The 16,295-nt window shown below is 67.6% G+C and carries 15 protein-coding genes; 8 read left to right on the top strand and 7 right to left on the bottom strand.

The window, feature by feature from the left end; translation table 11 throughout:
* The first annotated feature begins 30 nt into the window (after positions 1 to 30).
* Positions 31 to 1,032 (top strand): 2-hydroxyacid dehydrogenase, encoded by a 1,002-nt coding sequence (locus tag CA236_RS05145; protein WP_046411401.1) that lies wholly within the window; start codon positions 31 to 33, stop codon positions 1,030 to 1,032.
* 106 nt (positions 1,033 to 1,138) lie between these two features.
* Here CA236_RS05145 and CA236_RS05140 read toward each other — a convergent pair whose 3' ends face one another.
* The 5 genes from CA236_RS05140 to CA236_RS05120 are packed head-to-tail and all read right to left on the bottom strand — an operon-like array spanning position 1,139 to position 7,248.
* Positions 1,139 to 2,629 (bottom strand): hypothetical protein, encoded by a 1,491-nt coding sequence (locus CA236_RS05140; protein WP_125944795.1) that lies wholly within the window; start codon positions 2,627 to 2,629, stop codon positions 1,139 to 1,141.
* A 41-nt stretch (positions 2,630 to 2,670) separates the two neighbouring features.
* Positions 2,671 to 3,051: a hypothetical protein gene (locus tag CA236_RS05135; RefSeq protein ID WP_125944794.1), complete on the bottom strand. Its 381-nt coding sequence runs from the start codon at positions 3,049 to 3,051 to the stop codon at positions 2,671 to 2,673.
* Positions 3,048 to 4,049 carry a TniB family NTP-binding protein gene (locus tag CA236_RS05130; protein ID WP_125944793.1) on the bottom strand — a complete coding sequence of 334 codons (1,002 nt, stop codon included), beginning with the start codon at positions 4,047 to 4,049 and terminating at the stop codon, positions 3,048 to 3,050. Before CA236_RS05130 ends, CA236_RS05135 begins: the two co-directional genes overlap by 4 nt.
* The gene (locus CA236_RS05125) at positions 4,046 to 6,274 is read right to left on the bottom strand and encodes a hypothetical protein (RefSeq protein WP_125944792.1); all 2,229 of its coding nucleotides are present in this window, start codon (positions 6,272 to 6,274) and stop codon (positions 4,046 to 4,048) included. Before CA236_RS05125 ends, CA236_RS05130 begins: the two co-directional genes overlap by 4 nt.
* Positions 6,274 to 7,248, bottom strand: a complete 975-nt coding sequence (locus CA236_RS05120; protein ID WP_164518866.1) for a hypothetical protein — start codon at positions 7,246 to 7,248, stop codon at positions 6,274 to 6,276. The genes CA236_RS05125 and CA236_RS05120 overlap by 1 nt, the downstream gene beginning before the upstream one ends.
* A 169-nt stretch (positions 7,249 to 7,417) precedes the next feature.
* Here CA236_RS05120 and CA236_RS05115 point away from each other — a divergent pair, with 169 nt between their 5' ends.
* A complete protein-coding gene (locus tag CA236_RS05115; protein WP_125944790.1) occupies positions 7,418 to 8,515 on the top strand; it encodes a hypothetical protein in 1,098 nt (365 codons plus the stop codon).
* Here the strand turns inward: CA236_RS05115 and CA236_RS05110 are convergent.
* A complete protein-coding gene (locus CA236_RS05110; RefSeq protein ID WP_125944789.1) occupies positions 8,512 to 9,456 on the bottom strand; it encodes a hypothetical protein in 945 nt (314 codons plus the stop codon). The two genes, CA236_RS05115 and CA236_RS05110, sit on opposite strands and share 4 nt — an antisense overlap.
* Before the next feature lie 318 nt (positions 9,457 to 9,774).
* Between CA236_RS05110 and CA236_RS05105 the strand changes: the two genes are divergently transcribed.
* The 6 genes from CA236_RS05105 to dmeF all read left to right on the top strand — a co-directional run bounded on the left by CA236_RS05105 (position 9,775) and on the right by dmeF (position 15,606).
* Positions 9,775 to 11,640, top strand: a complete 1,866-nt coding sequence (locus CA236_RS05105; protein WP_125944788.1) for a copper resistance system multicopper oxidase — start codon at positions 9,775 to 9,777, stop codon at positions 11,638 to 11,640.
* Positions 11,637 to 12,863, top strand: a complete 1,227-nt coding sequence (locus CA236_RS05100; RefSeq protein WP_125944787.1) for a copper resistance protein B — start codon at positions 11,637 to 11,639, stop codon at positions 12,861 to 12,863. The genes CA236_RS05105 and CA236_RS05100 overlap by 4 nt, the downstream gene beginning before the upstream one ends.
* A 37-nt stretch (positions 12,864 to 12,900) precedes the next feature.
* Complete coding sequence (locus CA236_RS05095; protein ID WP_125944786.1) at positions 12,901 to 13,344, top strand: DUF305 domain-containing protein; 444 nt, start codon at positions 12,901 to 12,903, stop codon at positions 13,342 to 13,344.
* A 41-nt stretch (positions 13,345 to 13,385) separates the two neighbouring features.
* Positions 13,386 to 14,087 (top strand): PepSY domain-containing protein, encoded by a 702-nt coding sequence (locus tag CA236_RS05090; RefSeq protein ID WP_125944785.1) that lies wholly within the window; start codon positions 13,386 to 13,388, stop codon positions 14,085 to 14,087.
* A gap of 3 nt (positions 14,088 to 14,090) precedes the next feature.
* Complete coding sequence (locus CA236_RS05085) at positions 14,091 to 14,513, top strand: DUF305 domain-containing protein (RefSeq protein ID WP_241212526.1); 423 nt, start codon at positions 14,091 to 14,093, stop codon at positions 14,511 to 14,513.
* A 121-nt stretch (positions 14,514 to 14,634) separates the two neighbouring features.
* Positions 14,635 to 15,606, top strand: a complete 972-nt coding sequence (dmeF, locus tag CA236_RS05080) for a CDF family Co(II)/Ni(II) efflux transporter DmeF (RefSeq protein ID WP_125944783.1) — start codon at positions 14,635 to 14,637, stop codon at positions 15,604 to 15,606.
* Between the two features lie 33 nt (positions 15,607 to 15,639).
* On the opposite strand, the gene CA236_RS05075 is transcribed toward dmeF, so the two are convergent.
* Positions 15,640 to 15,855, bottom strand: a complete 216-nt coding sequence (locus tag CA236_RS05075; RefSeq protein WP_125944782.1) for a hypothetical protein — start codon at positions 15,853 to 15,855, stop codon at positions 15,640 to 15,642.
* Between the last annotated feature and the right edge of the window lie 440 nt (positions 15,856 to 16,295).

Genomic DNA, 16,295 nt, shown 5'->3' with positions numbered 1-16,295 from the left:
TTGACGATCACGAACCGAGGGAGATGACAGGTGAAGATCGCGGTTTTCAGCGCCAGGTCGTACGACCGCACGTTCCTGTCGCAGGCCAACGAAAGGCTGGGCAACCAGCACGAACTGGCCTTCCTGGAGCCACGGCTCGAGGCCAAGTCGGCGACGCTCGCGGCGGGGGCGCCGTGCGTCTGCGCCTTTGTCGACGATCACCTCGATGCCGAGACGCTGGCGACCCTGCATGACGGGGGGACGCGGCTGGTGGCGCTGCGCAGCGCCGGGTACAACAACGTGGACCTGGCGGCGGCGCGCGCCCTGGGGATCGTGGTCGCGCGCGTCCCGGCCTATTCGCCCGAGGCGGTGGCGGAGCATACCGTCACGCTGATGCTGTCGCTCAACCGCAAGATCTATCGCGCGCGAGACCGGGTGAGGGAGGGTAATTTCGCGCTCGACGGGCTGATCGGGTTCAACATGCAGGGGCGGACGGTGGGGATCATCGGGACCGGCCTGATCGGCCTGGCGACCGCGCGCATCCTCGCCGGGTTCGGGTGTCGCCTGCTGGCAAGCGATCCGGTGCACCAGCCGGCCTTCGAGGCGCTGGGCGGCAGCTATGTCGAGGTGCCGGAGCTGCTGCGGGAATCGGATATCGTCACGCTGCACTGCCCGCTGACCACGACCAATCATCACCTGATCGATCATGCGACGATTGCCGGCATGAAGCGCGGCGCGATGCTGATCAACACCAGCCGCGGCGGGCTGATCGATACGCGCGCGGTGATCAACGGGTTGAAATCGGGTGCGATCGGCACGCTGGGGCTGGACGTCTATGAGGAGGAGGACGGGATGTTCTTCTCCGACCAGTCCAACAGCATGATCCAGGATGACGTGTTCGCGCGGCTGCTCACCTTTCCCAATGTGCTGGTCACCGGGCATCAGGCGTTCTTCACCGTGGAGGCGATGACCAGCATCGCCGAGACCACGATCCGCAATGTGAGCACGTTCGAGGCCACGGGACGCCCCGATCACGAGGTGCAGGCCGACTGAGCGCCGGAACGGCGCGAGGAGGGCGCTGCGGATCCGCTGCGGCGCTTTAACTTTGTCATAAAGCTAAGAGTCTGAAAGTCGCCGCACCTGCTGATAGGTGCATGTTCTATAGGTCTGGCGCAAGCGCGTCGCCGTCGCCGTCGCCGCGGCAGCGATCGAGCAGCGTTCGGCACATGTCGTTGACTAGGCCGAGTTCCACGAGCGACCGGCGGCACCATGCGTCGTGAAGGCGAGTGACGCCGAGGCGCTTGAGCTCATGATAGAGTTCCACTGCGTTCCTGTTCGAGAAGGCGGCCGCCTCCCCGGTAGACGCGATTGATGCTGCCAGGTTGACGAGGTCGTCTCTCGCGACGCCCTTTCCCTTCTTCCTGCGGATGATCTCGATCTTGGCCGACGCAGTAGCGTTCGCCGTTTCCTCGAAGCCGAGACCCAGGATCTCGCAGGCATCTCGGATCGCGACATGCGTCAGAATCAAGATCTCGTCGCCGCGCTCGGTCTGTGACAATGGTGCGCGCGGCAGTCTCGCCGGATTGACGTGCATGTTGCGCGTGGTCGCACCCTGGGTGCCTTCTACGTAAAACGGGATGTGCCTGTCGCGCATGGCCTTGAGAACGCGTGCCCACGGCTTCTCGCCAGGGAACCGCATCATGGCGCTGCGCAGGGGAACGAAACCGGCAGGTGGTGTCTGGCGAATCGCCGTGGCATGGAGGTGGCGGGCAAAGTCGTCGACCGACCCGGTGCGTAGTTGCTGCCCTTGCAGGATCACGGCGCCCGCATGGTCGTGCGCTTCGAGCAGTTCGAGCGCGATCATCTGCCCGATCGCGTATACAGGAAGTTCGAACCGGGCACCGACCGCTTCGGGTGATACCGAATTCCGCAGAATTCGCCGAAGTTCATCGACGTCGTCCGCGTCGTATCGCACGCGCTTGCGCAGGCCGCCGGGCAGTTCCTCCCATCTCAGGGCTGCGGATTTGCGGAGTTGTTCGAGCTGCCGCGACGAGGTCCACAGCAACGTGTTGGTCTCCGTCGCCGTGTAGTAGCGGACGTCCTTCGCGAAGGTCTTGACCTTGCGGCCGTCAATGTCGGGGAACGCCATGGCGACGAGCTGCTGCTCCTCAGCCACCGAACGCTGCGCGATCCATCGGATGTCGCGCCGCATCGCGTCGTAGGCGGCCACGTTCCCCGCGATCTCGCCGAGCCTGGCGTCGGTGAACGAACGGATCGAAGCCGGCCAGCCCCTGAGGAGGGCGGCGCCGCGCCCGACCACGTCGGCAACAATGGCGGCATCAGCTGAGAGCAGCCTGTCCACGCCGCGGCCGCTGAATTCCAGGCTGCTGATGACGGCGGCCTTGAGAGCCACGTTCACCAGGGCGGTGCGGGAGAACGCCTGCATGGCATCCGGCAGCTGTTGCACGGCATTCTGGCCGATGTCGGGATTGCGCGACATGAGGTCGGCGAAGAGGCGGTAGTCGTCGGCCGATGCGACCGGCAGCGGATCTTCGCTGGACGGTGGGATAGGGTCGCCGCACTTTTCGCAGGCCGCGATCCCACGCGTATGCCGCCAGCCGAGCGGACCGCATACCGGGCAGACGTCCACGAGGAGTTCCAGTGACTCGGGACAGTAGGGCAGCAGGCGATTCAGCCAGTCGCTGCGGTGATACGGCTTGGCCTGCAGCGACTGGGGGCGATCCGCCGACGTTCGAAGTCGAAGAACCTGCGTGGCGCGTGGAGGTCGGCCAGCGCCACGAGCCTCCTCTGGTCCGTCGGCGCGAAGGCGATCGCGTGCAGGTTCTCGGACTCGGTGCGCATGATGCGGGCCAAGCGCTCGATCGTGTCGGGGCCGGTGCATTGGATCAGACCGGTCCTCGGCATCTGGATGCCGCCGCCCTCGAGTGCGGTCGGGATATCGTGGAGTCGGTGCTGCCGGCAGGCGGCCGCCAGCGCGCCGACCAGGCTCTCGCGCGGATCGGGCACGTATTCGAACCGCAGGCGCTTGAACGGGGCGTCGGCGACCTTCACGAGCCGCCGCGCTTCGAGAACGGGTCGTGGAGCACCCATTTCAGCTTCATGGCGAAGCCGCGGGTCGCGACGCTCATGTCATGCCGCTCGATCACGGGCGATCCGCGACGTAGCGCGTGCTGCGCCGCCTCGCATACGACACGGCACACGCGACCGACGTGCCCGCCGCTGACCGTCACGAGCTGCGTGCGGAAGCCCGCCTTGTCGAGGCCGCTCGGCTCATCCATGATCTTTGCGTCGACCATCGAGTGGTCGAGGCGTTCGCAGAAGGTGAGGAAGAGCTCCTTGTCGTGAGCGTCACCGCGGGGATCGAGCGGTTTCAGCTGGAGCGGCGTGCCGAGGCGGGAGGCGAACTTGCCGTTCTTCTCGAAGAACTTCTCGGCGTCCTCGTCCCCGACGAGAATGAGCGGCAGGATGCCACGGTTCAGGAAGGTCTTGAACCGGTCGGTGACCTGCCTGGCATCAGTGGTCTTTCGATCGAGGTGCTGCACCTCGTCGCCGACGATCCCCTCGACGCCCAGTCTGCGGGACATGGTGAGGATGCGATCCTCGAGATCCTCGATCTTCGCGTTGCGATCGTTCCAGTGGTCGTCGCCCATCTCGTAGAGGATGCGGCGGAGCCAGGTCGCGACCGACGTGGTCTTGTCCAGCTCGATGCACAGGATCTGGTGCGGGTTGGGCGGCAGCCCCGCCTCGGCCCGCCTCAACGCCGCCATTCGAACGAGATGTTCGATCATGCGCGACTTTCCGGCGTTGCTGTGCTCGGAAAGGCAGCGACCGTCGATCGGCCCACCGAGGAGCGACTGCATGGACTTGAGGTAGCTGAGCAGCTGCTCCACCACGATGGTCTGGGGCTCGTGCTCGATGTAGTTCGTCTTGAAGAAGGGGACGACCGCCTCGACCCTCGCGTTGCGGGCGGGATCGGTGAACACCGGCTTGGAATCGCCGCGGACGGGTGGCGGCTGGACGCCGAGCGGATCCTTTTTCGCGTTGGTCACGCATCATCTCCCGTGGAGGAATCCTCGGAGCGGCGGTCATCGTCCGCGTCCCAGTCGATGCCGCCGTCCAGGTCCTCCTGCTCCTGGTCGGCGACGAGCATGTCGAGATTGGACCGGGGCGCGGGATCGAGCCCGCCCCAGTCGCCCGCCGGGCCACGGTTCATGTCCGCGCGCGTGTCCGTGGCCTCGTCAGGACCGTCTGCGGAGCGCGACTGCGTGGGACCGAGCGGAACGTCCGCCCGCTGCGTGCCGCCCAGGTCCGTTGGGATCATGAAGGCGGAGAAGTCGGTGAGGTCGGGGTCGTCGGCGACGTTGCGCGCCTTCGCGCGCACTTCCGCACGCTCGAGGACCGCGCCTGCCTTCTTGGCGATGGCATAGGGGAGATTGTGCAGATCCTCCCACTGCTGCTGGAGGGACTCCGCCCGGCGCAGGGCGCGCTGCTCCGCCGTCTGCGCGCCGGTGCTGCCCTCGATCATGCAGGACTGGTGGAACCTGTGCTCGAACCGCGTGAGGAACAGGGTGTAGTCGGGATCGTCCGACCAGAGCTCGACGAAGTCGTTGCCGGCCTCGTCCATGATCTCGATGACGTCGAGGTTCCAGTCGAAGACCCGCAACCACACGTCGCACTTCGCGGTGCCCTCCAACCGCTTGGAGAAAGCCTGGGCGGCGAGGTTGCTCGAAAGCGTCTGCGTCACCCCCTCGCGGTTCCACCTGTAGGTGATGTTGTCGTGGACGACGCCGTCGGTCGTGAGCACCCCGCGCACCGTGCGCGCGAGGTTGCGCCGGACGTCCTTGGGGTCGCTGAACCGAGTCCGCTGGGCCGAGATGAACTCGAGCATGACATCATTGGGCTTCCGCCAGCCGATGGCCTCGTGCCCGGTGTCGTTCCATTCGAGTCGGAGCGCTTCCAGCTTCTGCGCGAAGCTGGCACGGGTCATTGCTGCCTCCTTCATCGGATCGCGGCGGATCGAGCGCCGGCGACTACGGGCGGACAGAACGGTGCCAGGTTCACCTTCCAACCTGCGCTTCAGCCATCCGAAGTAGTTCTCGACGCTGGACTTCTCGTCCGACCCGTATCTCTTCGCCAGTTCGACGCGTCCGATGACGCTCGCGAGGTTTCCGATCGCGGACGGCGGTATGATGGCCTTGTCGTTGTCGCCCCGCAGAAGACCCTGACGGCCGAAGAACAGAACGCGCATGGGATCGGCGGCCATGTCCTCCTCGGTGAGGACCGGGGGCGTGAGCGCGCCCATGAGCGCATACATCCCCATCTCGGACCTGTAGGGTCCGCTGAAGGGGGTGGTCGGATATGCGAAGAGCGCGCAAGCATCCATCACCTGCACGATCTTCATCTTGTTGCTGGGGATCTCGGCGTCGGCCGAGAACAGGCACACCTGCTCGAACTCGGTTCCATCTATGTAGGCGAGCTGGAACGGACGGGTGATCGGCATGCTCTCGCCGGAGGCGAGGAAATACCGATTGGCTTCGTGCGGCCCGTGCTTGGAGGTCCAAGCCTCCATGTCCTCGCACTTGTTGATGCGGTTCACGACCGTGCTCTTGTGCGGCGGGGCATCGCCCAGGCCGGTGGCCCCCGCCTCCTTCAGCCGGTGCCAGGCGGCGACGGTCAGCGCGTAGGCGTCCATCTTCTTGATGGCGTCGACCGACCAGTGGAGAGCCATCGCCTGATGCACGAGCCTGTCGACGATCGGCGGCAGTGGCGAGCGGCCCTTCTCCCGGCCGCTGCGGTTCATCATGACGCCGACCTTCTCACCGAAGGCTTCGAGATTGTTCATCCAGCGGATGATCGAGCGGCCCGATGCGATCTCGTCATCCGGATACATCTCCTTGGCGAAGTCTTCGAGCACCGTCGCGGATCGGGGCTTGCCCTGGACAAGCGCTGCGAGCGCGAGTTCGTATTTGCGGACGGCCCTGGGCTGCTTGGCGAGGCAGGCCGTCCGGTCCCACCCGAGATAGCGTCCGCGCCATTCGGTGAGCGTCGCCTCGCTTGCGGTGAACTCGCGCAGACGACCCGCTGCGAACTCGTCCAGCAGCCACTGGACGGTGGGGCGCACCCTCACGCCGGGTGCCGCCTCGACGAAGAACTCGTCTTCGGTCCCTTCGACGACGAAGCGCAGGACGAAGTCGTCCACCTCCTCGACGAAGGAGATACGCACGCCGTCGTGCGCGAAAACGGTGCCGGCGGGGATGCGGAGCGGGCTCGGCATCAGGCAGCCTGCCGCTGGAAGCGCGCGAGCAGCTCGCGGAGCGCGAACGCGCTCGCGGGTCGCGGCGCCGTCACGATGGTGTCGGCGGTCGGCTCCGACGAGAGATCGAAGTCCACCACGCGCCGCATGAGCATGGCATAGAGCTTGTCGACCGCGTGGGCCTGGTGGCCGCCCAGTGCGGCGACGACGTCGGCGTAGCGCGCCCGCCCGCCAGCCGCCATGACGGTGGCGCGGGCGGCGCGGCCTTCAGTCGACGGGTCGAAGCTGGTGAGGCGGGCCTCCATCGCGATGCCGTGCGCCCTCTGCACCTCGTCCCTGCGGAAAACGGTCCCCTTGATCCTGAGCAGCGTGTCCATGCCCGAGGCCGACATCGCCATGTCGATCCGTTCGAGCGGCCTCCGGATGCCGTCCGCCTGGAACCACGCGTCGTCCGACTTGATCTCGCCGAAGCGGACGCTGTGGTCGTCGTATTCGATCCCGACGTCGGGATACTTGTGGATCACGCGTCCATCCGCGCGGCGGAACGTCAGCCGGAGCGGCTGGAACTGGAAGTCGAGGTAGCGTGGCGACATCTCGAGGTGGTCGGCGACGGCCGGTTCGTTCGGCCCTTCGAAGAACTGGAGGCGCTTCGGCTTCTCGAAGAAGCCGGCGCTCGTCCCGTAGTCCTTGTCGTAGGTCATGCCCGTGCGAACGATGCCGAGATCGTCCGCGGCCTCGATGCCGATCAGGATCCAGCCGGCAGGGTCCTTGGCGCCGTTGAGATGGTCGGCGACGGCATGCCGGTGCGGCACGCGCATGACAGGATGGCGCGGAGGGCGCCGAGACGGGCTCCAGCGCGCGAGTGGATGCGCGTGGGTGAAGGCGGGGAGCCGCGAGGTGGGGACACTCGCCGCACCCACACTTGACGAACCGCTCGCCTCGGCCACCGGCTGCTCGGAATCTGCATCCCCGATCCGCTGTTCGTCTCGCAACATCTGCAACGCCTTCCGCAACCTGCGTGACGGAGCGGCAGCGTCACCGACGCGTCGACTCAGTCAGTCGCATTCTTATTCGGAAGTGGCATATATGCGGTTCGGACGGGGCACCAACAGAATTCTCGCGTTTTTATTCGACAATCGCGACTTTGGTGGTTAACGAGCGCGAATGGAAACGGACAAGGATCGCGAGCTTTCGCTTCCGTCGGAGCTGGTCGCGGCCTTTAAGGATCGTGCGGCCGTCGAGGCGGACGTCTGGCGGCGCCTTACGCCGTCGCAGAGGGCAAGGGCGCTGACGCGCTTCGAGGCGCTGCGGCGCTGGGATGGAGGGCGCGGCGAGTTGGGGGTCGAGGCGGCCGCCACTCTCGCGGGGGACATGAGCGTCAGCCGTTTCTACCGCATCGCCGCGGAGTGGCGCGACGCGCCCTCCCTTGCTTCGCTCGGCGTCTTCGCGCGCGCGGGCGCGCGTAAGTCAAAGGTCGGCAGCGACGTTCTCGACGCGTTGACTGACGCCGCGCGGCAGGTGATCCTGCTGTTCGGCGACATGTCGACCAGCGCGCTGGTCGATCGGATCGTTCGCTTCGCGCGCCTGCCCGAGGGCGCGAAGCTCCCCGGCACGACGAAGCTGCGCGAGATCGTGCAGGCGGAGCAGCGGCGGATCGCTTCCTCGATGCCGCTCGGCCAGGTGATCCTGTCCGATTGCGTCGCGACGTCGCTGCCCCGCGGGGATGGACGTCCCCACATCGGCTTCCTCTGCATGGATGCGGGCACCGGCGCGGTGCTGGGCGTCGCCGTCGGCTCGATCGAGGCGGTGGTCCGGGGGCACAGCGCGGCCGCGAACGACGCACTGCGGACGATGGAGCGCAAGGGCGGGCGGTGGCGCTGGTCGAACGTGTTCTCCGTGATGCGCATCACGGCCGGCGAGGACGTCGCCAGGATATCGAGCGTCATGCACGAACTGAACGCCCGGTTCCGGGACACTCACTTCATTCTCGAGCGCGGGGAGCGGCGCTATGGCCGGATGATCGCCCGGACGCTGGGTCCGCGCCTCGGCAAGGTGACATTCACGCCGACGCGCACCCTGGCAGGCGAGGCGCTCGCCGCGAACGGCGACATGACCGCTTGGACCGAAGCCGACGCCTATGACGCGCTACGCCGCGCTGCCGACGCGCACAACGACGGGATCGACCTGGCCCGCGCGGGGTCCGCTGAACCGCCGCCGAACCTGTACGATGCGCTGGCGACGCTGGGCGGCAAGCACGACTAGATCGGTTCGGCTGCCGCCGCGCTGCCGCTGAGCGCGGCATTGTGCCGGCGGATCGCCTGTTCCACTTCCGCCGCTGCGGCGTGCCGATCTAGCGGAGCGACGGCGCGGGCGGCGAGCAGGCGATCCGGGTTGGCGGTGTGCGGCCGGTGCAGGATCCGCATCCCGCCGACCGTGCGGCCCAGGTTGCCGACGATCGTCGAGCCCGTTGATCTTCCGGCACGCACGGGTTCCCGGCCTAGGCGCGCGAGGTGCACCGGCAGCACTTCTTCGCGGTCGGCGGCGGAGACCTCGACCTGCAGGTCGGCGGGAACATCGTCCATGGTCGCGAACGCTCGGGCGAGGGCCAGCGCCGCGCTGGCGCGCTTGCCGGGATCCAGCGAGACGTCGGCGCCGGTGATCGTCCGTTCGGGCAGCAGCATGGCGATCGCGACTTCCGGGAACATGGTGCCGTCGCCGTGCACCGTGGGCAGTTCGGCCCATACGCGTCCAACCACGATGCGGCGCGGCTCGTCGGTCCGGATGGGGCTGGTGGCGCGCGAGTCCATGACATATGTCCAAAGGGCTCCGCGCGAGGGCGTGACGGTGCCCGCCGCATCGCATCGTCGCGCCACCTCGCGGAGCAGGTCGGCCAGCTTCGCATCCGCGCCGAGTTCGTCGATGACCTCGACCACGATCGACCGCGATTTCTCGGGCACGCCGTCGCGCCGCGTCCTGGGCCGCCCGCGCTCTCCCGCCCCGACCATCTGCGGCTTGCGGTGGAGGCGCCAGGCCTTGGCCAGCCGGTAGAACTGGGCGACGCCGATGCCGATCTCGCCGGCATGCCGTTCCGCATCGGCGCGCGTCGGGCGCTCGATGGCGAGATAGCGGTCCAGCACGCCGATCCGGCGCCTGACCTCGCCGCGACGCAGCGGGTCGATACCCGACAGGTCGAGTTCGCTCATGCTCTTTTCCTTCTCGTAAGGCTCTTCCCCGCCCCTCCCCCCGGACTGGCAGTCAGGTGCCGTCAGCTTGACGGCGCGATCGCGCTCGGGACGGCGCTCCCGATCCGCCTCGCATCGACGCGGCGGCGCTGGCCGAAGCGCGGCCACTCGTCGCGGACCGATCTGAAGCGCGCCGCGCCAGCCGTCGCCAGCCGGGCGTGCGACGAGCGCCCCCGCTTCGGCGAGGCATGCCCGAACGGGCGCTGGAACGATCGAGGGCTAAGGGCGTCCGGCGCGTATCAGAAGGCAGATCCACCTATGGCAGACACCGGAACATCCATGACGCGCACCATCGATCGCCGCCAGCTTCTGCGCGGTGCCACGCTGACCGGCGGCGGCCTCGCTCTCGCGGCCTACATGCCCGCCTGGGCGCAGTCGGTATCCGCAGGGATCGTCAAGCCGCTGCCGACGGTGTCGGGCGAGGACATCACCCTGCGCATCGCGCACCAGATGATGATGATCGACGGTCGCGAGAGCCACGCCATCGGCATCAACGGCACGGTGCCGGCCCCGCTCATCCGCCTGCGCGAAGGCCAGAACGTGCGGCTGCACGTCGAGAACGCGCTCGACGAGGACAGCTCGATCCACTGGCACGGGCTCATCCTGCCGTTCCACATGGACGGCGTGCCCGGCGTCAGCTTCCCCGGCATCAAGCCGCGCTCGACCTTCACCTACGAATTCCCGATCGTGCAGTCGGGCACCTACTGGTATCACAGCCATTCGGGCCTGCAGGAGCAGCTCGGCCACTACGGCCCGATCGTCATCGACCCCAAGGGCGCCGACCCGATCCAGTCGGACCGCGAGCACGTGATCGTGCTGTCCGACCACAGCCAGATGCACCCGCACATCATCTTCAAGAAGCTCAAGCAGCAGGGCGGCTACTTCAACTTCCAGAAACAGACGCTGGCCGGCCTGCTCGCGGGCAAGGACCAGTCGGCCAAGGAACGGCTGGAATGGGGCGCCATGCGCATGGACCCCACCGACGTCTCCGACGTGACCGGCAGCACCTACACCTATCTCGTCAACGGCCACGGCCCGCGCGACAACTGGACCGGCCTCTTCCGCCCCGGCGAGCGCGTGCGGCTGCGGATTATCAACGCCTCGGCCATGACGACATTCAACTTCCGCATCCCCGGCCTCAAGATGACCGTCGTTCAGGCCGACGGCCTGCCGGTCCGCCCCGTCGCCGTTGACGAAATGCAGATCGCGGTCGCCGAGACATACGACGTCATCGTCCAGCCCGCCGACGAGCGCGCCTACACGATCGTCGGCGAAAGCGTCGACCGGTCCGGCATGGCGCGCGCCACCCTCGCGCCGCGTGAGGGCATGGCCGCCGCCGTCCCGCCGCTGCGCCGCCGACCGCTCGCCGACATGAAGGACATGGGCATGGGCGGCATGGACCACGGCTCCGGCGGATCGATGGCGGGCATGGACCATTCCGCCATGGGCCACGCCAAGCCGGCAGGCGCGGCGGCACCCGCATGTCCGCCGGAACACGCCGCCATGGGCCATTGCAAGCCGACCGCCGACGCTGCGACCGGCGGTGGTCAGCAGGGCGCGATGGACCACGCGTCGGGCGGCATGGATCACTCGATGCGCGACTTCTCGGTCGCGCCGGAGGTCAAGAAGACGCCGACCGTGCAGACCATTTCGCCGATGCCGGTCGACCGGATGGGCGAGCCGGGTCAGGGCCTCGACGACGTCGGCCACAAGGTTCTGGTCTACACCGACCTGATGGCGGTCGACCGCAACCCGGACGTGCGCGCGCCCGACCGGTCGATGCGCATCCACCTCACCGGCAACATGGAACGCTACATGTGGGCGTTCGACGGCGAGAAGCTCAGCGAGGTCAAAAAGCCGATCCCGTTCCTGAAGGACGAGCGGGTGCGCATCACGCTGGTCAACGACACGATGATGGGTCACCCGATCCATCTGCACGGGCACTTCTTCGAGCTCGTCACGGGTCATGGCGAGTTCGCGCCGCGCAAGCACACGATCCAGGTCCAGCCGGGCGGCACCGCCACGTTCGACGTCACCACCGACGCCGTCGGCGACTGGGCGTTCCACTGCCACATGCTCTACCACATGCACGCCGGGATGATGCAGGTCGTCTCCGTCCGGCCGCGCGACGGAGATACGAAATGAGCCTCGTCCTCAGCGCCATGCTGCTGGCTTCGGCCGCCCAGTGCACGCCCGAACACGCGGCGATGGGCCATTGCAAGATGCCCGCGGCAGCCAAGCCGAAGGCTGCGGCGGCCAAGCCCGCGCCGAAGCCGAAGCCGAAGCCGAAGGCGGCGGCCAAGCCGAAGCCGGCGGTCAAGGCGCCTGCGCGTCCGGCACCGCGTGCCTCAACGTCGCCATCATCCGCCGCGGCGGCCCCAGGTGCGGCGCCGATCGATCCCTCGTGCCCGCCCGAGCATGCGGCGATGGGCCACTGCACGCCCAAGACGTCGGCGGCGCAACAGTCGGCACCCGCTGCGGCTGCTGCACCTGCACCTGCGCCTGCGGCTGCGGCCGCGACCGATCCCGATTGTCTGCCCGAGCATGCCGCGATGGGTCACTGCACCCCCAAGGCGACCTCGCCTGCCGTCTCTTCGGCCCCCATGGGCAAGGGCGGCACCGCGCTGCCGGCCGGGAACGCACCCGCGCCCGCTACGCCGGAGGCGAACTACGCCGATCGCGTGTGGGGCCGCGACGCGATGGCACCCGCGCGGACGGCACTGCGCCGCGAGCATGGCGGCATGTCGTATTCGCAGCTGATGCTGAACCTTGCCGAGGTGCAGTTCCGCGACGGCCGTGACGGCTACAGGTGGGACGGCGAGTTCTGGTATGGCGGCGACATCAACCGCCTGACGATCAAGAGCGAGGGCGAGGGGACGTTCCGCGAGAATACCGAGGGCGAGGTGCAGGCGCTCTACAGCCGGGCCGTCGGGCCCTATTTCAACCTGCAGGCTGGCGTCCGCCAGGACTTCGGGCCCGGCCCGGACCGCACCTACGCCACGGTCGGCTTCGAAGGGCTCGCACCTTACTGGTTCGACGTCGAAGGCGCGCTGTTCCTGTCCGACAAGGGCGACGTGTTCGGGCGCCTGGAAGGCTATTACGACCAGCGCATCACCCAGCGGCTCGTGCTGCAGCCTCGCGTCGAGTTGAACCTGTCGGCGCAGGACGTGCCGTCCAGCGGCCTGGGGTCCGGACTGACGGACGCGGAAGCCGGGCTGCGCCTACGCTACGAGATCAAGCGCGAGTTCGCGCCTTATGTCGGCGTGTCTTGGGAGCGCAGGCTCGGCGACACGGCGCGCTATGCCCGCGCCGCGGGCGAGGGCACCGGCGGCTTCAGCGTGGTGGCGGGCGTTCGCGCCTGGTTCTGATTGGCCGGGGGGCGAGCGGGCAGCAGGGAGTAGCCGGATGAAGAACCCCTATGTGAACCTCGCGGTGCAGTCGCTGGTCGGCGGCATCATCATGTATTTCGTCATGTTCGTGATGATCGACCGCCTGTCGAGCTTCTACAACAACCTCAACATGTTCTACATGGCGCTGATGATGGTCACGCCGATGATCGTGCTGATGATCGTCGCCATGCCGCACATGTTCCCGTCGAAGCGCGCCAACGGCTTGCTGCTGGTCGGATCGATCGTCGTGTTCGTCGCGAGCTTTGCGCTCATCCGCACGCAGACGACGATCGGCGACACGGCGTTCCTGCGGTCGATGATCCCCCACCACTCGGGCGCGATCCTGATGTGCCGCGAGGCGTCGCTGCGTGACCCCGAGCTGAAGACGCTGTGCCAGGACATCATCCGCTCGCAGCAGCAGGAAATCGATCAGATGAGGGGGATGCTTGCGCGCCAGTGAGGCGCGCCTGACGTCAAGGGGGGCGAATGCGAAGCACGAGGATGCAGCTGCACATAGGCGCGAGCCGGCTTCACCGCTGGCTGGCGCTCGTCGTGGGGGTTCAGCTCCTGCTCTGGTTCACCAGTGGTCTGGTGATGAGCCTGCTGCCGATCGAGCGCGTGCGTGGCGAGCATCTCGTGCAGCGCGAACCCGCCGGGGTGCTTCCGACGCGGTCCTATGCCCCGCTGGAGCGGATCGCGGCGGGATCGCAAATACGCAGCGCGCGCTATCGCCTGCTTCTCGATCGGCCGATCGTCGAGATCGAGACCGCGCCGGGCACGTTTCGGATTCACGATGCCTTGACCGGGGCGCTGCTTCCCGCGGTCGGTGCCCCGGCCGCGGGCGAGATCGCATCGGCCGCCTACACGGGCCGACCGAAACCCCTGTTCGAGGTGACCCGAGTCACTGCCAACACCGCCGAGTATAAGGGACGGCTGCCCGCCTGGCAGGTCGCGTTCGCCGATCCGGATGCGACGCGCGTCTATGTCGACGAGGCCGGGCGGATCGCCGCCGTGCGCACCGAAACTTGGCGCTTCTACGACTTCTTCTGGGCGCTCCACATCATGGACTGGAGCGAGCACGAGAACTTCAACACGCCATGGCTCAAGGCCTTCGCCGCCGGGGGGCTTCTGCTCGCGATCGCCGGGACGATCCTGCTCTATCTGCGCTGGCCGAGAAGAAGGCGCCGCAGGGCGGAGGGGTAGCCGGTGCTCCCGCGTATGGTGGATGAGCGGGGCAACTGGAGAGTTCGTGTGAGAAAAGCAGTCCTGAGCGCCATCGCCCTCGCCGCCATCGCGGGCGGCACCGCCGTCGCGCAGCAGAGCGGCCATGCCGGTCACCGCCAACCGGGCGGAATGACGATGCAGGCGACGCCTGCCAATCCATATCCGCCGGCCGAGATGCGGATGCACGAGAAGATGATGGCCGCCGTCGGCGCCGACGCGACGGAGACCTGGGTCCGCAAGATGATCGAGCACCATCGCGGCGGCATCGAGATGTCGCGCATAGTGCTGCGCGAGACCCGCGACGCCCGGGTCCGCCAGATGGCGACGAAGACCATCGCGGACCAGACGCGGGAAGTCGGGCAGCTCAACGCGTGGCTGCGCGCGCGCGGCAAGCGCACCCAGTGACCCCCCGGCCCCCGCTGCGGCGGGGGCCACCGGCCGCTTCCCAATCGAGGCGCCCGACTGTTCGGGATCGGACTGAGCCTGTATAGGCGCCGGTCAATTTTACCTTCACCCGGGGCAGCCCATGCACCACGATCAGACCAGCGCGCATGTGCACGAACACGTGTTCCTGGGCGACGCACATGAGCATCACGCCCGGCGCACGCGCTACGTCGTCGTCCTCACCGCCGCCATGATGGTCGTCGAGATCGTCGCCGGCTGGCTCACCGGCTCGATGGCGCTGCTTGCCGACGGGTTCCACATGGCGACCCATGCAGGGGCGCTCGGCGTCGCGGCGCTCGCCTACGGCTATGCCCGCCGCCACGCTTCCGATGCGCGCTTCACCTTCGGGACCGGCAAGGTCGGCGAGCTCGCCGGGTTTGCAAGCGCGCTCGTGCTGGCCCTCATAGCGCTTGGGATCGGGGCGGAGTCGATCATGCGCCTCTTCGCGGTGTCGACCATCGCCTATGGCGAAGCGCTCTGGATCGCGGTTCTCGGCCTCGCCGTGAACCTCGTCAGCGCCTGGCTGCTCGGTGCCGATCACCACCAGGGGCATTCGCACGGACATGACCACCATGGTCACGACCACCATGCCCATGGGCACGGCCATCACGACAACAACCTGCGTTCCGCCTACTTCCACGTCCTGGCCGATGCGCTGACGTCGGTCCTGGCCATCGTCGCGCTCCTCGCGGGGCGCTATCTCGGGTGGACCTGGGCCGATGCCGCGATGGGCGTCGTCGGCGCGGTCGTCATCGCCCGCTGGTCGTGGGGGCTGCTGCGCGACACCGGCCGGGTGCTGGTCGACGCAAGCGCGAATCCAGGGCTCGAGCAGGAGATCCGCGAAGGCATAGAGGACGGCGATGCGGTCATCACCGACCTGCATGTCTGGCAGGTCGGCCCCGGCAAGTTCGCAGCGATCGTCTCGCTCGTCGCCGACCAGCCGCTGTCACCGGCCGAATACGCCGCGCGGGTGACGATCCACGAGGAACTGGTCCACGTCACGGTGGAGCCGCACCGCTGCACCGGCGGACACCCGCAATTGCGGGCGGCTTGATTTGCGGGGGCGGCATGGCCGCCCCCGTCCCGATTACTTCTTCGGAGTGCCCGACATGTCATGGCCGGCGTGATCGCCGCCCTTCTTCATGTCGTGGCAGCAGTCCGACTTCTTGCCGTCCTTCTCCTTGCAGCAGTCCGCGCCTTCCTTGCAGCAGGCCATGTCCCTGCAGCAGTCGGCGGTGGCTGCGGCCGCAGCGCCCGAGATGGTCAGCGCCAACGCGGCGCCCATGATCTTCAACGTGTTCATGTGATATTCCTCTAACTCGATGTTCGTGTGCGAAGTCGGCGGGTCACGCTCGAGGAGGGGGCGGGATCAGCGCCAGGCTCATGCCGGCCATCACCAGCTCACCGGTTTCCAACGCTGCCGGAGGCTTAGGCGCCGAGGCCTGAGGTGAAGGTGACATCGGGGGCACGGCCACGCAGGCGGCGCCACAGGTCGCCTGGACGTTCTTGCGATCGCCGTCCTTGCTGCGTTCATGGGACCCAGCCATGCCATGGCAATCCATGTTAGCATCGGCGCGTGCTTGCGCGACTAGCGGGACTGGCTGGAGCATCCCCGCACACGCGGGGCCCGCGCGCACAACGAGCATGACGCCGATGAGCGCCAAGGCAAGCATGCGGAACGGGTGTGATCCGGACATGGCGACCGTTTTAATGCAGCGGCGTGGCAGCCACAACACTCGATCC

Source organism: Sphingomonas sp. ABOLG, from assembly GCF_003950435.1.
Taxonomy (GTDB): Bacteria; Pseudomonadota; Alphaproteobacteria; order Sphingomonadales; family Sphingomonadaceae; genus Sphingomonas; species Sphingomonas panaciterrae.
The sequence above is the reverse complement of the archived record's forward strand: the minus strand, read 5'-3'. Positions and strand labels throughout refer to the sequence as shown.